The sequence below is a fragment of the Streptomyces sp. NPDC017991 genome (assembly GCF_044328075.1).
Lineage (GTDB): Bacteria > Actinomycetota > Actinomycetes > Streptomycetales > Streptomycetaceae > Streptomyces.
In genome coordinates, this window is sequence record NZ_JBIRGP010000004.1 from 66,749 (window position 1) to 84,079 (window position 17,331).

13 protein-coding genes, 1 tRNA gene and 1 other RNA gene are annotated in these 17,331 nt (G+C 69.8%); 7 read left to right on the top strand and 8 right to left on the bottom strand.

Annotation, left to right across the window (positions count from 1 at the left end):
• Window positions 1-194: 194 nt before the first annotated feature.
• The 4 genes from ACH4DZ_RS12985 to ffs all read right to left on the bottom strand — a co-directional run bounded on the left by ACH4DZ_RS12985 (window position 195) and on the right by ffs (window position 6,905).
• Entirely contained in the window at window positions 195-2,057 is a 1,863-nt protein-coding gene (locus ACH4DZ_RS12985; protein ID WP_398287732.1) for a hypothetical protein, read from the bottom strand.
• Between the two features lie 379 nt (window positions 2,058-2,436).
• The gene (purD, locus tag ACH4DZ_RS12990) at window positions 2,437-3,696 is read right to left on the bottom strand and encodes a phosphoribosylamine--glycine ligase (RefSeq protein WP_398287140.1); all 1,260 of its coding nucleotides are present in this window, start codon (window positions 3,694-3,696) and stop codon (window positions 2,437-2,439) included.
• Window positions 3,697-4,156: 460 nt separating this feature from the next.
• Window positions 4,157-6,679, bottom strand: a complete 2,523-nt coding sequence (locus ACH4DZ_RS12995) for a DNA polymerase III subunit gamma and tau (RefSeq protein WP_398287141.1) — start codon at window positions 6,677-6,679, stop codon at window positions 4,157-4,159.
• A gap of 127 nt (window positions 6,680-6,806) precedes the next feature.
• Window positions 6,807-6,905: signal recognition particle sRNA small type (ffs, locus tag ACH4DZ_RS13000), an RNA gene on the bottom strand.
• A gap of 71 nt (window positions 6,906-6,976) precedes the next feature.
• On the opposite strand from ffs, the gene ACH4DZ_RS13005 reads away from it, so the two are divergent.
• The 4 genes from ACH4DZ_RS13005 (at window position 6,977) to ACH4DZ_RS13020 (ending at window position 10,293) form a co-directional block, all read left to right on the top strand.
• Window positions 6,977-7,064: transfer RNA gene (locus ACH4DZ_RS13005), tRNA-Ser, on the top strand.
• Window positions 7,065-7,863: 799 nt separating this feature from the next.
• A complete protein-coding gene (locus ACH4DZ_RS13010; protein ID WP_398287142.1) occupies window positions 7,864-8,853 on the top strand; it encodes a hypothetical protein in 990 nt (329 codons plus the stop codon).
• An 805-nt stretch (window positions 8,854-9,658) separates the two neighbouring features.
• Window positions 9,659-9,874, top strand: coding sequence for a type II toxin-antitoxin system VapB family antitoxin (locus ACH4DZ_RS13015; protein WP_398287143.1), 216 nt, complete (start codon window positions 9,659-9,661; stop codon window positions 9,872-9,874).
• Window positions 9,871-10,293, top strand: a complete 423-nt coding sequence (locus tag ACH4DZ_RS13020) for a PIN domain nuclease (RefSeq protein WP_398287144.1) — start codon at window positions 9,871-9,873, stop codon at window positions 10,291-10,293. Before ACH4DZ_RS13015 ends, ACH4DZ_RS13020 begins: the two co-directional genes overlap by 4 nt.
• 283 nt (window positions 10,294-10,576) lie before the next feature.
• On the opposite strand, the gene ACH4DZ_RS13025 is transcribed toward ACH4DZ_RS13020, so the two are convergent.
• Window positions 10,577-11,053 carry an STAS domain-containing protein gene (locus ACH4DZ_RS13025; RefSeq protein WP_398287145.1) on the bottom strand — a complete coding sequence of 159 codons (477 nt, stop codon included), beginning with the start codon at window positions 11,051-11,053 and terminating at the stop codon, window positions 10,577-10,579.
• Between the two features lie 563 nt (window positions 11,054-11,616).
• Between ACH4DZ_RS13025 and ACH4DZ_RS13030 the strand changes: the two genes are divergently transcribed.
• Entirely contained in the window at window positions 11,617-12,120 is a 504-nt protein-coding gene (locus ACH4DZ_RS13030; RefSeq protein WP_398287146.1) for a DUF5994 family protein, read from the top strand.
• A gap of 82 nt (window positions 12,121-12,202) precedes the next feature.
• On the opposite strand, the gene ACH4DZ_RS13035 is transcribed toward ACH4DZ_RS13030, so the two are convergent.
• From ACH4DZ_RS13035 to ACH4DZ_RS13045, 3 genes are all read right to left on the bottom strand, one after another.
• Window positions 12,203-12,601, bottom strand: coding sequence for a DUF5994 family protein (locus tag ACH4DZ_RS13035; RefSeq protein ID WP_398287147.1), 399 nt, complete (start codon window positions 12,599-12,601; stop codon window positions 12,203-12,205).
• 147 nt (window positions 12,602-12,748) lie between these two features.
• Window positions 12,749-13,765 carry an acyl-CoA desaturase gene (locus ACH4DZ_RS13040; protein ID WP_398287148.1) on the bottom strand — a complete coding sequence of 339 codons (1,017 nt, stop codon included), beginning with the start codon at window positions 13,763-13,765 and terminating at the stop codon, window positions 12,749-12,751.
• A gap of 779 nt (window positions 13,766-14,544) precedes the next feature.
• Window positions 14,545-15,003 (bottom strand): STAS domain-containing protein, encoded by a 459-nt coding sequence (locus ACH4DZ_RS13045; protein ID WP_398287149.1) that lies wholly within the window; start codon window positions 15,001-15,003, stop codon window positions 14,545-14,547.
• 728 nt (window positions 15,004-15,731) lie between these two features.
• Here ACH4DZ_RS13045 and ACH4DZ_RS13050 point away from each other — a divergent pair.
• Window positions 15,732-16,463: an ANTAR domain-containing protein gene (locus ACH4DZ_RS13050; protein WP_398287150.1), complete on the top strand. Its 732-nt coding sequence runs from the start codon at window positions 15,732-15,734 to the stop codon at window positions 16,461-16,463.
• Between the two features lie 5 nt (window positions 16,464-16,468).
• Window positions 16,469-17,212, top strand: a complete 744-nt coding sequence (locus ACH4DZ_RS13055; protein ID WP_398287151.1) for an ANTAR domain-containing protein — start codon at window positions 16,469-16,471, stop codon at window positions 17,210-17,212.
• Window positions 17,213-17,331 lie beyond the last annotated feature (119 nt).

Sequence of the window (17,331 nt, forward strand, 5' to 3'; positions counted from 1 at the left end):
CCAGCACATCACATTACGCATGCGTGCCGTCACCGTTCGTCGCTAATTGCCTGCGGTGGGTGGGGAGATGACGGGTCGGGAGCTGGTCGGGGGCTGGTTGGGAGTTGGCCGGGGGCTGGCCGGGGGTTGTTCGTGACGTGCGGGTCGTGGGGGCTGAGTGCGCCGTTCCTCGCGCCCCTGGTGAGCCCCCGGGCTCAGACCAGTCTGACCGGCTTCTCCGCGCGCACTCCCAGGTCCAGGAGCCAGGCGCGCAGGGGGGCGGGGTCGCCCTCCTCGATGAGGCTGAGGACACGGGGGCCGAGGTCGGCGGAGCGCTCGCCGTCGACGAGGAGCGACGGGCCGTCCAGCCAGTCGAGCCCCGGCAGCGCCCCGGCCGTGTCCATCGCCGCGCAGCAGACCATCGCCGTCACATGGTCGCCGAGCAACTCCCGCCCTGTCCGCGGCGGTTGCAGGGGGAAGAGCGGCAGCGCCCCGTCGTCCCAGAGCGCCAGGTCGGGGCCGCCCTGTCCCGCGGCGGCCGTCGAGGAGGCAGAGGACGCCGTCGGCCCGGCGGCCGTCGCGGCCTCCTCGCGCGCCAGCTCGGCGCTCAGCACCGCCGCGAGCTCCGCGCTCCGCTCGGTCTCCGGGCCGCCGTCCTCGTCGCTCTCCGGGCCGCTGTCGGCCTCGTACGCCGTCGCGTCGCTGTCGGCCTCGTACGGTGTCGCGCCGCTGTCTGTGCCCGTGTTGGCGAGCTGCTCGTCCTCCGGGGGCGAGGGCGGGGGCGGGGGCGGGGGCGGGGAGGACGTCAGATGGGCCATCACGCGGTCCAGGGTCGGACCCTCCGGCTCCGACGCTCCCGGCACCGCGGTGCGGCTCACGCCCAGTCCGTCCAGTACGCGATGGAGCCGTGCCGCGTCCGTACGCCACTTGCGGTCGACGACCTCGTCCGGGTACTCGGCCCAGTCGACCGGGGCCCAGTCGGGTCCGGTCTCGGCGGGTCCGCCGTGGAAGAGGCGCGCGGCCAGCAGGGACGTCGCCTCGTCGATCGCGCCCGGCTCCTCCAGGAGATCGCAGGCGGGGCGTTCGCCGAGCCGGGAGGTGAAGCCCTCGGCGAGCCGGTCACGCCGTGAGAGTTCGGTGAGCGCCGCGACGACACCCGCGTCGAGCCGGGACGGCCAGCGCCCCATGCGCCAGGCGGGCAGCGCGACCCTCGTCAGCAGCCGGTCCCAGCCCGCGTACGCCAGGCCCACCTGTTCCTGCGCGACGATCCGCAGCCCGTAGTCCACGGTCTGCGCACGCTCCGCCGCCGCGGTCGCCACGCCCCGTTCCATCTCCGCCGCGTGCACGCGGCAGCCGCGCAGCATGATCCTCGCCACCCAGCCGGCCGCGCCGAGCACCGGGCGGGTCAGCGGGCCGCGGGTGGGCGCCGAGGCCACCGCCACGGCAGCGTCGAGACCTCGTACGAAACGCCGGGCCGCGGCTATGTCGGGGTGCGCCGACGGTCCCGTACCCGCGACGACCGGGGCGAGGACGGCCCGCAGCTCGCCGACCCGCATCCACCACAGGAAGGGGGAGCCGATGACGAGGACGGGCGCGGCGGGCGTACGCCGGTGCGCAGGTCCCAGGCCCCGGCCGCCCTCCATCTCGTCCCCTGACTCCGGGCGGGGCGGGGCGTGGGCCGAGTGGGTCCGGTCCTCCAGCCAGCTGTCGCAGTCCGGGGTGAGCGCTATCGCGGAGGGCGCGGGCACTTCGAGGCGGTCGGCCAGATCCCGCACCATGCGGTACAGGTCCGGCGCCGACTCCTCGGCGACCGGGACCGTGGGGCTCATGGCGGGCCGCGAACGGGCGACGAGCAGCGCTACACCCACCGCGCCCAGCAGCACGAACACGGCGATCCCCGTCACGACCGCGCGCACCACGCCCCAGCCGGGGCCGTCGATGTGCCCGGTCGACCCGCCGACGAGCAGGACGACGGCGACGGCCGCGGGCAGCAGGGCGACGGCCAGCGCCCTGCTGCGGATGCGCAGCACGGCGAGAGCCCGTGAGCGCGCGGTGTGCGCGCCCAACTCCACTCCCATACCGGACACGACCGATCTCACCCCCTACTGCCCGCCCGGCGTGTGCATACCAAGCCACCGCCGGCGGACGTCCATGGCGTTACTCACTCCCCCACTGTGGCACCCACGACTGACATCGCAATGCCGGTGGGCCAAGTGCCGGAACGCTTGCGCCGCACCCTAGTTGGGGCCCCGGCCGTCGTCAGCCGGATGGGGGATCGGTCACTCGATGGAATGGCTTTGGCTAAAGGTGGCTGACGAAAGGGCCCCGGATCCGTTGCTGGATCCGGGGCCCGAAGGGGCTGTACGGGTACTGCGCGCGTGCTGGGCGCGTGCTGCTCGGGGTACCGCGCGGTCGGGGACGGTGCATGTGAAAGCCCGTAACCGACGGTTACTGGACCTACTCCGCGGCGGCTTCCGCCACCTTCGCCGCGATGTCCGTACGGTGTTGGGAGCCGTCGAGGCGGATCCGGTCGACCGCCCTGTACGCACGGGTGCGGGCCTGCGTGAGATCCCTACCGCTCGCTGTGACCGAGAGCACCCGGCCGCCCGCGCTGACGACCGCGTCGCCTTCACGCTTCGTACCGGCGTGCAAGACGTACGCGTGCGGGGCGTCCTCGGCGGCCACCTCGGCGAGGCCCTCGACGGGGTCGCCGGTGCGCGGGGTGCCGGGGTAGTTGTGCGAGGCGATGACCACGGTGACGGCCGCGTCGTCGCTCCAGCGCAGCGGTTCGAGGTCGGCGAGGGTGCCGTTCGCGGCCGCGAGGAGGATCCCGGAGAGCGGGGTCTTCAGACGGGCGAGGACGACCTGGGTCTCGGGGTCGCCGAAGCGGGCGTTGAACTCGATGACCCGCACGCCGCGCGAGGTGATCGCGAGCCCGGCGTAGAGCAGCCCGGAGAACGGGGTGCCGCGGCGGCGCAGCTCGTCGACGGTCGGCTGCAGAACGGTCTGCATGACCTCCTCGACCAGCTTCGGGTCGGCCCACGGGAGGGGCGAGTACGCGCCCATGCCGCCGGTGTTGGGGCCTTGGTCGCCGTCGAGGGCCCGCTTGAAGTCCTGGGCCGGCTGCAGCGGGACGACCGTCACACCGTCGGTGATCGCGAAGAGGGAGACCTCGGGGCCGTCGAGGAACTCCTCGATGACCACGCGGTCGCAGGCGCCCGCGTGGGCCGCGGCGGCTTCGAGGTCGTCGGTCACGACGACGCCCTTGCCGGCGGCGAGACCGTCGTCCTTGACGACGTACGGGGCGCCGAAGGCGTCCAGTGCCTCGTCCACCTCGGCGGGGGTCGTGCAGACGTACGAGCGGGCGGTGGGGACGCCCGCGCCCGCCATGACGTCCTTGGCGAAGGCCTTGGAGCCCTCCAGCCGGGCGGCCTCCCGCGAGGGGCCGAACACCGGGATGCCCGCCTCGCGCACGGCGTCGGCGACCCCGGCCACGAGGGGCGCTTCGGGGCCGACGATCACCAGCTCGGCGCCGAGATCCGTGGCCAGCGTGGCCACGGCCTTGCCGTCGAGGGCGTCGACCTCGTGCAACTCGGCCACGTCGGCGATACCGGCGTTGCCCGGGGCGCAGTACAACGCGGTGACGTCGGGGTCGAGGGAGAGAGAACGACACAGGGCGTGTTCGCGGGCACCGCCGCCGATTACTAGGACCTTCACGGGGGTCAGCCTAGCGGGCGCCTGGCGGGCGGGGGGGTTGGTGACGGGGGCCTGGCCGGCCGGGGGGGCGATGACGGGGGCATAGGTGCCGGGGGGGGGTGGGTGCCCCGGGGGGGGATGACGGGGTTGTGGGTGCCCGGGTGCGGGTGGGTGGGGGCTGGGCGCGCGGTTCCTCGCGTCCCTGCGGGGGCCGTCGGCGCGGGACGACTGCTTACCCGGCGGGGCGGCCCACCCGGGGGCGACCGTCCGTGGCCTGGGCGGGTGCGGGGCGGTGAGGGCTGGGCGCGCAGTTCCCCGCGCTCCTGCGGGGGCCGTCGGCCCGGAACGACTGCGCGCCCGGCGGGGCGGCCCACCCGGGGACGACCGTCCGTGGCCTGGGCGGGTGCGGGGCGGTGAGGGCTGGGCGCGCGGTTCTCCGCGCCCCTCTCTGCGAGGACGGAGAGGGTGGCCGGGGAGGCGGCTACTCGTTCGAGAACTCGTCCAGCACCGTCGCTCCCAGCTCGCGGACGATCAGTTCGTGGCCGGAGAGTGCCGACTCGTCGAGGTCGGGATCGTCGTCCTCCGGGGTGTCGTCCTCCGGCGAGATGGGAGGCGGCTCCTGGGCGGAGGGACGGGACGGGGGCTGGTGAGCCGGCGCGGACGAGGACGCCGCGCCGGAGGCGGACGCCGGGCGGTTCTGGGACGCCGGGGAGGACGGTCCGGACGCCGGAGCCGGGGCCGCAGGCTGCTGCGGGGCGGGGCGGGGCGCGCCCGTGCCCATGCCCGTGCCCGTGCTCTGAGCGGCGCCGCCACCCGACGGGTAGCCTCCGCCGCCGGTGCCGGTGCTGCCGCCGTAGCCACCGCCACCGAAGCCGCCGCCGGGTGAGGGCGGCGGTGCCGAGCCTCCGGACGGGTCGATGACCGCCTCGATCTTCCAGGTCACGTTGAACAGCTCGGACAGCGCTTGCCGCAGCACCTCCTCACTGCCGCTGCTCGCGAAGTTGTCCCGCGCTCCGACGTTGACGAAGCCGATCTGGAGGGTGGTGCCGTCGAAGCCGGTCACCTGGGCGTTCTGGCTGAGCAGGATCCAGGTGAAGCGGCGCCGGTTCTTCACCGCCTCCAGGATGTTCGGCCAGAGAGTGCGGGGGTCAGGCCCACCGCTCGCGGGAGCGGAAAACGCGGAGGGTCCCGCAGTCCCCTGCGAAGGGGAGGCGAAGGCAGGGGCTTGGGAGGGCGCGGACGCCGATGCCGGGCGGGAGCCGGACGCGGCGGACTCTCCAGCCGGAGGCTGTCCCCCGCCCGCGGCTGCCGTGGTCGGCCAGCCTCCCGGCCGCCGCCCGCTGCCCACGGCCGTCGCAGTGGGCCAGGCTCCGGGCGCACCACCGGCGGCCGGGGCGGACGGCTGCTCCGCAGCAGGCCCGACCGTATTAGGGCTGGGACTCGGGCTGGGGCTGGGGCTGGGAGCAGGCTCGGCTGGAGCGGGCGGCGGCGTGTACGCGGCTGCGGGCGCTGCGGGCGCTGCGGGCGCTGCCGGCACCTGGGCAGGCCCGGTCCCCGCCTCACCACCGGGGCCGAGGTCGGGGCCGGGACCGGGACCGGAAGCTCCGGCCCCCTGCCCCACTCCTCCACCCCGCACGGCGGCGCGGGCGGCGGCGGCCCCACCGCCCGGCGGAACGAAGGGGGCCGGGCCGTCGACGGGCCCACCGCCCTGCATCCCCGCGTGCCCCGGCTGTCCCCCGGCGGCCCCCGGGTGGGCGTCGGGCCCGGGCACGTAACCGACAGCAGGCCCGCCGACCCCGGCCCCGCCCCCGGCCCCTGCTGCCCCCACTCCTCCCCCGCTGAAGTTCACGCCGCGCTCGATCCGGTCGAGCCGGGCCATGACGGAACGCTCGTCGCCGTAGGCCGTGGGCAACAGCACGCGCGCGCAGATGAGTTCGAGCTGGAGGCGGGGCGAGGTGGCCCCCCGCATCTCCGTAAGACCGGTGTTGACGAGGTCGGCGGCACGGCTCAGCTCGGCGGCGCCGAAGACCCCGGCCTGGGCCGTCATCCGCTCCACCACGTCCACGGGGGCGTCGATGAGCCCCTTCTCACCGGCGTCGGGCACGGCCGCCAGGATCACGAGGTCCCGCAGCCGCTCCAGCAGGTCGGCGACGAACCGCCGGGGGTCGTTGCCGCCCTCGATGACCCGGTCGACGACCTCGAAGGCCGCGGCGCCGTCGCCCGCGGCGAAGGCCTCGACCACGGAGTCGAGCAGCGAGCCGTCCGTATAACCGAGGAGGGAGGTGGCCATGGCGTACGTCACACCGTTGTCGCGGGCCCCCGCGAGGAGCTGGTCCATGACGGACATGGAGTCACGCACGGATCCGGCGCCGGCCCGCACGACGAGCGGAAGCACCCCGTCCTCGACGGGCATGCCCTCGCGTCCGCAGACCTCGCCGAGGTACTCCCGCAGGGTCCCGGGGGGAACCAGCCGGAACGGATAGTGATGCGTACGCGACCGGATCGTCCCGATGACCTTCTCGGGCTCGGTGGTGGCGAAGATGAACTTGAGATGCTCCGGGGGCTCCTCGACGACCTTGAGGAGCGCGTTGAAACCGGCCGACGTGACCATGTGGGCCTCGTCGATGATGTAGATCTTGTAACGACTGCTCGCGGGCCCGAAGAAGGCCTTCTCGCGCAGGTCACGGGCGTCGTCCACACCACCGTGGGAGGCCGCGTCGATCTCGATGACGTCGATGGACCCGGGCCCGTTCCGCGCGAGATCCCGGCAGGACTGGCACTCGCCGCAGGGTGTGGGGGTGGGCCCCTGCTCGCAGTTCAGACAGCGCGCGAGGATCCGCGCACTGGTCGTCTTCCCGCAGCCGCGCGGCCCGCTGAACAGGTACGCGTGATTGACCCGGTTGTTCCGCAGCGCCTGCTGCAACGGGTCGGTGACATGCTCCTGCCCGATGACCTCGGCGAACGACTCCGGGCGATAACGGCGGTACAGCGCGAGGGACGACACACGTACGAGGTTATAGGCGCCCACTGACAACGGGGAACGCCCGCCGACTCCCGCCGCCCCGGCCCCACCGACACCGGCCCGCGCCTTCGGGCCGACCCGTCCGCATCAGCCCCGATCCCGCCCCGCAAACGCAAGCGCCCCCCACGCACCCGCCAGAGCCAACCTACCCTTGCTGCCTTCCGGCCCTGGGGGAGTTCAGTCAGATAGCGCCACGTGAGGGGCTGCGCACACAGTACCCGATCCGAGCGGGGGGAACGAGTTCGCGAGCACTCCTCAACGTCTTGTATTGTTTGCCGCGGAGGATTCGCCTAGTGGCCTAGGGCGCACGCTTGGAAAGCGTGTTGGGGGCAACCCCTCACGAGTTCGAATCTCGTATCCTCCGCCAGTGCCTCACCGGGCACTAACGTCGAAGGGCCCCACCGCTTGCGGTGGGGCCCTTCGCGTCGTCCGTCTCAGTTGGACTCTCCGTCGGCATGGTCCGGGTCACGTGCATGTAGCGAGCGCGCATCCAGGCCGCTCCCTCGGGCTCCCAACCCATAATCGAGTCGATCACGACACCAGGACGCCGACGATCAGGAGCACGGACGCGGCGTTGTGGAGCGCGACGTGGAGATGGCCATACTCCCGCGTCCCGGAGAAGTCGCTCCCAGGTGTGGAAGCCGGCTTTCAGGCTCGGTGGTCCGCCGCTCGGCGGGGCAAACACGTACCTCTTGCCTCCTCGGCATCGGCCGCGATCCGCTCGCGCGCGAGGTTGTGGGCGCGCTCGGGCCGCAGCCGGTTCTTTCGGATGCGGGCGTACCCGGCGTGCAGATCGACGTCTTCCCAGGGCAGCCCGAGCGCGCTTCCCCCTGGCGGAGACCGAGCGCCGGGGCGATGACCCAACGAGCGCTGTCATGTCGGCCAGTGCACGTGGTGGGCGGTACCGGCGGAGCTCCCGGCGATCAGATTTCCAAGGGCAACGTGTCTGAGCGAAGCGTCCCGACAGATTGGCCGCCCCCAAGCTCCCGCCCCAGCTCGGACGGAATCACCTGTTGAGTGCTACTACCTCATACCAATCCCCAAACCTTGCCGATCAGCGGAATGTTCACTCGATTGGGTCACGGTTCTATTGTAATTAGCAAAAGAACAGCGGACCCCCTTGATAATCCCCCTTAGTGTAAATCGAATTACATAAAAGGGAGATCATGTCCAACATTTTCGCTGTCATTACCGAACAAATCTTGCGCAACTGCGGCGAGGAGCCTGTTTGTACACACGTGGGTGACGTTCGCTTTTGCGCAATCAAGAAGCATCCGACGTATCAGATGTTTCGCCGGCAAGTTCGCCTAAATCGATCGAAACCTTCAGCAAGCCTGCGCCTCTGGGAGTCGGTAGTCACCTTGGCAAGAGAAGGTGACCAAAGAAGGAAAGAGAAATGGCTGATGATCGCGTTGGATATACTGACCCCACACTTCGAGGGCTGGTCAAAAGAACTGGCACGAACGTGGCACTATGAAATTTCCGACATCAGGTCTGCGATAGTGGAAGGGCTCCTTGAGGCGTGGTCGTCTACAGGAGATGACACATCTTGCAAGAAGCTGCGAGATGCCATGATGGCTCGCGCCTTCGCCCGTGCTCGCAACCTGGTGAGCATCGGATCCTCAGAAACTTGCACGGACAGTGTCGAGTTTTGGATTTTGAATCGCCCCCATGGGGGCGATCCCACCCTGCGCGCGTCGTCAATTATCGATGCTGGAACAGTAAGAGATCCGGACACAGATGAGAGAATTCGCGGTGAGTGCATAGGGGCCCTTCTGCAACGCACGGGGGCCATAGACGATGCGAAGCGTTTACATGACCAGATCCGTGACGGCGGCCGCGATGAGGCGGATGCTCCTGCCATCAGCCCTCAGCAGGTGGGGCGATCCTGGATTGACGGAAAAAATCTTTACTACCGATTTTCCGACCTCCTGCCACGACATATAGGATTCAAGCAAGCAGCCAATATCTTCGACCTCTCGGAATCGCAAGCATCAAGGAGGAGCGGGAAGGGATCACTTCCTTTTCGCGTGCTCTGGATTGGCAATAGCAGAGCTGCTGCGGTCAAGTCGCTCATGGAAATACTTGACATACCGGACCCTATATTACATCCAGACGATGTGGAGAATGGAGCTTCCCAAATTGGGGATCAATAGTCTACTCCACTTTTTCACCCAGCACCTGACGGTTACAGACCCCCCGTCCCGATGATCCACTCTCGGCCAACTACCCTAAGCCTTTCGCTGCAGTGAAATTCTCCGTACGCGCCTGCTTCAGCATTACGGCCAGGTGGATACCTGGGAAGGTTATCTTAGCCTCGCACCGAGTTGAACTATTTTTCGCAGCTCGGGACACCTGGAAACTTCCCTGGGTAATCGACGAAAAGTTGGAAAGCGTGTTGCGGGAAACCCCTCACGGGTTCGAATCTCGTATCCTCCATCGGGCATGATATCGAAGGGCCCCATCTCGTTTGTGATGGAGCCCTTCAGGGTTGTTGATTTCAATCAGTCGGTCAGGTCCTGGACAGATCCGCCGGAGCCGACTGTCGCCGCTACGAGCCCGCCCATCTGCCGACCCCCAGCGGCCCCGCCGAAGTCGGGCGGAATCGGAGCACGAGAACCAGCCCGAATCGGTAGGGCCAGCCAGGCGGACGACGCCCTCGTACATATCAATCTGGAGACCAGGTACGCCGACCAGTTGCCGATCCGCAACGGCGATCGCGTACTTCCCACCGAGGAGTGCGACACCTGGGCCGAGCAGGTAGCCGCAGAACAGTTCGCCGTACCGCTACGGACGCGGCGGAAACCGCTGTTCACCTCACCCGAGCACGCGACGAGGAGACCGAGGAGCTCGCCGGTGCGCTTGTCTGACCCGGCAGTCTGGGGCAGGGTGCCCGATGCCATCCCACAGGGCACCTTGCGAGATATACTTGACTCCACATTTGATATCAGGGAGGTGCACATGAGTCGGACGGTCATTGATCTGGACGACGACCTGGTCGCGGACGTGGCGAAGGCCCTCGGGACGAACACCAAGAAGGAGACCGTCAACACCGCTCTTCGCGAGGTGCTGGAGAACCGGCGTCGCGCCCTGGCTGTCGCCCGGCTGCGGGCCTCGGCCGGCAACGGCGCGTTCGATCTGGAGCTGTTCGAGGACAAGACGAACTACCGCCGGTGAACGCGGCCCAGTTCCTGATCGACACCAGTGCGCTCGCGCGGTTCATGCGCGAGGACGCAGAGCAGTACGGCTGGGACCAGGCGGCAGCCGCCGGGCTCATCGCCACCTGCCCGATCACCGAGCTTGAGTTCTTCTACAGCGCTCGGTCGGCCGCCGACAGGGCGCGCGGCATCGAGGACGTGCGACTGATCTTCGGTTGGGTTCCCGTCGACGACCGAGCCTACGACCGCGCCTGGCAGGTCCAGGAAGCTCTCACCAAACAGGGAAAGCATCGCAGCGCGGGTGCGGTGGATCTCGTCGTCGCCGCGACAGCCGAACTGCAGGGGCTCACCCTCCTGCACCGCGACCACGACTTCGCCTGCATCGCAGCAGTGACCGGCCAGGCGCTCCAGTGGTACGGCCCGGAGAGCGGCAGATAGGCGGGTGATGGTTGCGGTTCTGGTTGCGTTCACCTCCGTACAGCACCGTTCAGGAGCCCCGCTCACCACAGCCGCACCGCAAGTCAGAACGCTCCCGCCCACCCCTGCACCCCCAGACGAACATTTGGAAAGCAACCCCTCACGAGTTCGAATCTCGTATCCTCCGCCAGTGCCTCACCGGGCACGATGTCGAAGGGCCCCACTGCTTGCAGTGGGGCCCTTCTTCGTGAGGGGAGCTCGGTGCGCGGTGATGTGGTTCACCGCTGTCGGTCAGTGCTGCCGTTCAGTGCTGCCGTTCAGTGCTGTGACGGGACTCCGCGGTGGTCGAGGAGGTCGGGACCCGGCGCCCGATGTAGTCGCCGCGCTGTGGTGCGGCCGGTGCGGCCACCGGAGGCTGGGGCGGCTGGCCGGGTGGGAGGCCGAGAAGCACGGGTCCGGAGTCTGTGAGGTCGAGGAGTCGGCCCAGTGTCGGCGGTGGGTGGTGCAGTCGTAGGGTTCCGCCGGTCTCCGTGGTCCGCAGTGCGGCGTCGAGGAACGAGTTGAGGCCGCTGCAGTCGCAGAAGGTGACGGGCGTGAGGTCGACATCGATGACGCGGATGCCGTCGCTCCGGCACTGTGCAAGTGCCGCGCTCACCAGCGGCGCTGATTGCAGGTCGATCTCACCGGCCAGAGTGATCAGTGCCCGGTGTCTGGTGTCCGCGGTCGTGGCGGTGGACGGTGAGCTGTGGTTGGGGCATGACGCCTCGGTTCCCAGGGCCACCGGACAGAGCGCGCGGGGAGGCCGGACTTCCCGGTCTCCGGGCGCGCTCCCGGCAAGGGCTTGTGTTCGGCGGCGGAGCAGCGACTGGTCCGACGGCCTGTGCACCAGGGCGAAGGACCCACCGAGCCCACTCCAGGACTGCGCGGTGACGGATGGAGGACCCGCTCCGCGCAGTCATCTGTGTCGAGCGACGACGAGACGTCGGGGTTCGGGACGACCGCCCAGCAGGGTACTCCTCAAGCCGGTTCACCCCGGGGGGCCGGAGAGAGGCCCCGACGGTCGGAGAGCGTGGGCCCGCCGTTGGCCGGTCGGGCGGGGTAGCGGAGGAGCGCTTGTCGCAGACAGGCAGGAGGTACGGGGAGTCGGTGCTTCGGCGTGGTCCGTTGTACCCCTCCGGGGAGTAGCCTTCTGGGTATCGAGGGTTTTTCGCACCCCGGCCTTTTCGTCGGAGTCGTTCTCGGTGAGTGATGACGCCGGGCCGTGGCCCATCAGGGACGGTCGGGAGACAGGTTCGCGCGATGTTCGCGATCGCTGACCCGGCCCCTGTGCGAACAGTTCCGTTCATGGCTCCGACCGCCCGCCTCGCGCTGAAGCCCGTGAGCAACCTCCGGGGGCTTCTGGACGGCGCCTGGTGGCCCTGCTCCCGGGATCTGACGCGGGAACTCTCCGCTCTGGCCGACATGCTGGATCCCTTGTGGGGGCGGATCACCCGGATCGCGGTCAACCCTCTTCACTGGCCTCCCATCCCGCGAACGGTGGCGGTCAACGGGCACGTGGTGAGGGTCGGTCGGCTCACGGAACTGGATCCTCACAAGATTCTGCTGTCGTCCTACACCGCCGGCCGCTGGGACCTGCTGGTGATTCCGCCGGAGACCAGCGCCCCGGCAGCCGCCCGCCTGATGGCCGCCGCGAGTGAGAGCACCGGTCGCGCGACGACCGCGAGTTCGCTCATGGCCGCGGAACAGGCGTTCCACGGCGGCTCTGCGACCGATCGCCGGCAGGACGGCGGGGAGAAGCGGCCGGCAGGCGGCAGCGATCACTTCACGCGGTCCCGCCAGACCGCGTGAGCGCCTGACCACGTGACCGCGGGGACGTCACCCCGCCGGACCTGCCGGACCTGCCGGACCCGCCGGCCCGGCGGCTGCCCGATCAGGCGCGCGGGGCCGCGCCGACGGCCATGAGCTGTCCGGCGTCGTCGGGCGAGGTGTCGGGCGGTACGACCAGGAGGTCCCAGCGTCCGCGGCCGGGGGCCAGCAGGCAGATCGTGTGGGGTGCGGACGCGGCTGCGGTCCTGTGCAGTCGTACGACCTGGTTGAGGACGAGCATCCGGCCGGGTGTCGCGGCCCAGGTGGCGTCGTTGACCGTGACGCTGCTGATGTGGCCCCAGGCGTGCGGCAGACCGGTGAGCAGCCGCGGAAGTTCCGCGAGCAGATCGTACGAGCGGGGCCACCACGCCCCGTCGATGCGGTACGGCGCGTTGTTGCGGGGGGCGAGGCGTAGGCGGAGAAGCGGGTGCGGGGGGATCGGGGGCTGCAGTGCCGTGGTCACGAGGTCTCCGTACGTAGGTGGATCGGGGGGCGGTTGTGGTCTTGTCGTCCGTGCCTGAGCAGGAGTGGCTGTCCGGTAGCAGGAGTGGTTGTCCGGTCTTCGCGGCACCCTGGCTGTGGTGTCGAGGGGTGAACGGGTGGGCCGCCTTCACAGGCGGCGGGCGGTCACGCGCTCGGGTGTCGGCCAGCGCACGTCGCTCACCCAGCCGATGAGTTCGAAGGCGCGGATGACGGCGGCCGACGGGTCGAGCTGGCCGCGGTCGACGCCGTGGCGGGCACTGGTGGGGTCGGCGTGGTGGAGGTTGTGCCAGCTCTCGCCGAAGGACAGCAGGGCCAGCGGCCACAGGTTGGTGGCACGGTCGTGGCGCCGGGTGCGGAAGGGCCGGTGACCGATCACGTGGCACAGGGAGTTCACGCTCCAGGTCACGTGGTGGAGCAGTGCGATGCGTACAAGTCCCGCCCACAGCAGGGCGGTCAGCGCGTGCGTCCAGGTTCCGCCGATGGCCCAGCCCAGGCCGAAGGGCAGTGCGAGCGTGAGGAGGCACAGCGCGGGGAAGGCGCGGGACACGGCGCGGATGTCACGGTCGGCGAGCAGGTCAGGGGCGTACCGTGCGGGCGGTGTGTGGTTGCTGCGGAACAGCCAGCCGATATGGGCGTGCAGCAGTCCCCGCAACTGGCCGCGCAGGTGGGTGCCGTAGCGGTACGGGGAGTGCGGGTCGCCGGGGCGGTCCGTGAACGCGTGATGGCGTCGGTGGGTGGCGACCCAGCCGATGACATCGCCCTGGAAGCTCATCGAGCCGGCTACCGCGAGCGCGACGCGCAGGGGCCGGACGGCACGGTATCCGCCGTGGGTGAGACCGCGGTGGAAGCCGACCGTGACGCCCAGGCCCGTGACCGTGTAGAGGACGAGGCCGAGGACGATGTCGGCGGGGTGGACGAGTCGGCCCCACAACAGCCAGCAGGCCAGGCCCAGTGCCAGGAAGGGGGCGACGACGATCAGCGCGGTGACGGTCACGTACAGCCGCTCGCCGTGGTCGCGCGGAGCGGACGGTTCCTCCGCCGGGAACGGTCCTGTTCCGTCGTACTCCCGACAGGGCGGGACAGTGTTCGACGGCGGTGCCGCGGGCGGGGAACCGGGGGTGATCGTGGGTGAACCGGCGGACATGTGCAGCTCCTTGACCTCGGTGCGAGGGGGTGCGGCCGGGGTCACGGGCTGCTCGGTACGGACAGGCGGTGTGCTGCCTGTGAACGGTCAGGTGGTCTCGGCGGACGCGTACACGGCTGTCGGCCGGTCTCCGCGGAGGCCGGTCTCCGCGGAGGAGGGAACGCTCCCGAGGACGGCTAGGGATCCACCATCAGTCGGCAGGGGCGAACACCGGTGCTCCGCTGCGGACTTCGGGCGGAAGAGGTGGCGGAAGAGGTGATGGACGAGTTGTCGCCCTCTTGCCAGTCCCTCAGGCGGTGCGGCACTGGAAAGGCTTCGGCGGTCATAGGGCGGAACCTGCCTCAAGCGCGATGCGCCCGATGTCATGGATCCGCGAGGCCGAGACCGGCTTGCGTACCGGTATACGAAGAGTCCTCGCCGCACCACCATACTCCCGGGCGCCCGAGGGAGGCCCTGCCCTGGCCGGAAGTCGGCGCGAAGGCCCGTACACGCGAGCGCACGGCCGCCTGGGCAAGAACCGCCTTCCGGTGGGTCGCGGGGCCTCTTCGGACGGGCGCCGCTCCTTCGGTGAAGTGGCGCTACAGGTACAGCTCCTTCGGGGCTCAGGCTCACGGGAGTCCGACTCGCTGGTTCTGAGGCTTGAGCGCGGTTCGCGCCAGCCGCTCGGCCCGGTGGTACGGGTCGGCGGTACGGGTCGGTGGTACGGCCCGGTGGTACAGGTCGGTCGGTGATGGCGGGGCTCCCGGTCGTCGTGGGAGAGGGCCGCGAGCCCCGCCGGGTCAGTGCGGCGGCTGCGCCGGGACCGGTGGTGCCGCCCCCGCCGGGGTGTCCTGCCGCTGCCCGTGGGTCACGTCCTGAACCGTGGCGAAGGGCTGGAAGACCTCGCCGAGTCCGGCGGCCCTGATGATGCGCAGGTGCCAGGGCCGGACGCAGACCACCGCCAGCCGGCCGCCTCGCTCCAGAGTCCTGCGTCGTGCCCGGCACAGAAGGCCGAGGAGGGCGCAGTCGAAGAATTCCACGTGTCGCAGGTCCACGATCACCTGAGCCCCGTGCGGAGCGGTGACGGCGTCGATATGGACCCGGATCTCGGGAACGGTGCTGAGGTCGGTGACGCCGTGGATCTCGGTCACGGTGATCCCGTTTTCGAGGTGGCTGCGCGCGTGCGGGCTCGGAGTCGGTATCTCGTACGGCGCCGTAGTGCGCTGCGTCGAGGCCGTCGTTGCGTCCTGGATGTCCATGGCGGTTCCTGGCTCGAAGACCCCCGCGGAAGCCGGGAGTTCGCAGACGGTGGACCGTCACCGGGGGCCCGGGCAACGCCCGACAACCGTACGAAAACGAGGGGACGCAAAAACGTTCACGCACTCGATGCTCCACTCGAATGAGTGGTTCTTGAGGCGCAACATGAGGTGAGGGAGCTGGGCGATGCGGCGAACATCCCGCCCTGGTCGTGATTGAACATCCGCCCTGGTCGTGAATGAACATCCCGCCCCGGTCGTGCATATGGCGGGCCCCCGCGATGACGGTGGCGTGACGGACGCGTACGGCCGTACGCCGTTTCCGGTAGTTGTTGAGGACGCTGTCGAGGACGTCGCCGGGGACTCCGTCGAGGACGGACCGGGTCGAACATCCCGGTCGGTAAAGGCCCGGAACGCACGGCCCGTCCCGAGGACAGGTGGCCTACTCTGGGAGGCACAAGCTGTCACGGCCGGGCTACTGGCTGTGGCATCTCCCCGACCCTCAGCCCCCGGGTCATGTCATGGCCGATCGAGAGCAGGCCGGAGCCGTATCACCACCACGACGGCTTCGGCCGACCCCCTTCCCGGTGCCGCGCCGGGGTGCGGCAGGCGTCCTCACCGGCGCCCGGTGAGGACAACCGCGGATCGGAAGGACGCCCGCGTGTGCCGGATAATATGGATGAGGCGATTGCTCACATCGGGTGGCGCCCCGGTCTGGAAGCGACGGTCTGATGGACATGAACGCGACCCTGGCCCGTATCCTGCGTGATCTTCCCGACGAGAGCGGGTCCGCTCTTCTGGGCGGCGACCCGGCCCGGTGCGCGCGACTGCTGGGCGTGGACGGGATCGCGGTGTCACTGGGAACCGACGGGGCGCTGACCGAGCTGGTGTGGTCCACCCCCGGCCCCAGCGCCACACTGGAGGATCTGCAGTGCACCCTCGGTGAAGGACCGGGCTTCGACGCCTACCGCCACCGCACCCTGATCGCCGTCCCGGATCTGCGGCAGGTGGCTCCACAGCGGTGGCCCGCCTTCCTGCCCGAAGCCGGAAAGCTCGGCGTACGCGCACTCTTCTGCTTCCCCCTGCACCTCGGGGCCGTCTCCCTCGGAGTCCTCACCGCGCAGTGTGCCGACCCCGCCGTCCTGGACCCCGCCCGGACCAACGACGCGCTCATCCTGGCCGCCGCCATCACCGCGGCGCTGATCCACGACAGCGGACAGCGGGCGTCCTTCGCCCAGGCCGAACCCCACACCTCGCTGCACCGTGCCGCCGTTCACCAGGCCACCGGCATGATCAGCGTCCAGGCCGGCGTCTCCCTCGCCGAGGCCATGGCTCTCCTGCGCGCCCACGCCTACCGCACCGAGAAGCCTCTCCTCACAGCGGCCGAAGAGGTGGTGTCGCGGCGACTGCACTTCCGAGACAATCGAGACGGGACGGCCACCCCGCCCGGGAACAAGGACTGAGGACGATGACAAGTCAGCAACGCGTGCTGGACATCTTCGTGGAGACCGTGGACACGCTCACCGCCGAATTCGACCTCATCGAGTTCCTGCACCGCCTGTCCACCCGATGCGTCGAACTGCTCGATGTCGACGCCGTGGGCCTGATGATCGTCGATCAACATGACGAACTGCAGCTCATCGCTGCCTCCGACGAGAAGACCCACCTCCTGGAACTCTTCGCCCTCCAGCACGCCCAGGGGCCCTGCGTCCGCTGCTACCACAGCGGTCAGGCCCAACTGAACATCAACCTCACCTCCAGTGTCGCCACCGCGGGCTTCGGCCCCTTCGCCGCCCACGCCCGGGCAGCCGGTTTCATGACCACCCACGCCCTGCCGATGAAGCTGCGCCACCATGTCGTCGGCGCCGTCAACCTCTTCAGCACCGGGCTCAGCCGGCTCAGCGAATCCGATGTCCGGGTCGGCCAGGCCCTCGCCGACCTCGCCACCATCGCCATCCTCCAGCAGCGCACCATCGAACAGAGCCACACCGAGAAGGCACAGCTCCAGACCGCCCTGTCCAGCCGTGTCGTCATCGAACAGGCGAAAGGCATCCTCTCCGAACGCCAGGGCCTCAGCCTCGACGAGACCTTCGACGCCATGCGCGCCTACGCCCGCCCCCGCCACCTGCTCCTCACGGAACTCGCCAGGCAGATCATCGAGAACACCTTCGAGGGTGCCATCGCGCCCACCGAAAAACCTGACCGGACATAACCCGGGCGGCACTCGCGATCTCGACGACGCGTTTCCACGCCGCGGTGTTGTGCCGCAGGTCCATGACGCAACCGTGTGTCTGCCATTCGGAATCTGCTACTCGCGTACCAATTCCGGGC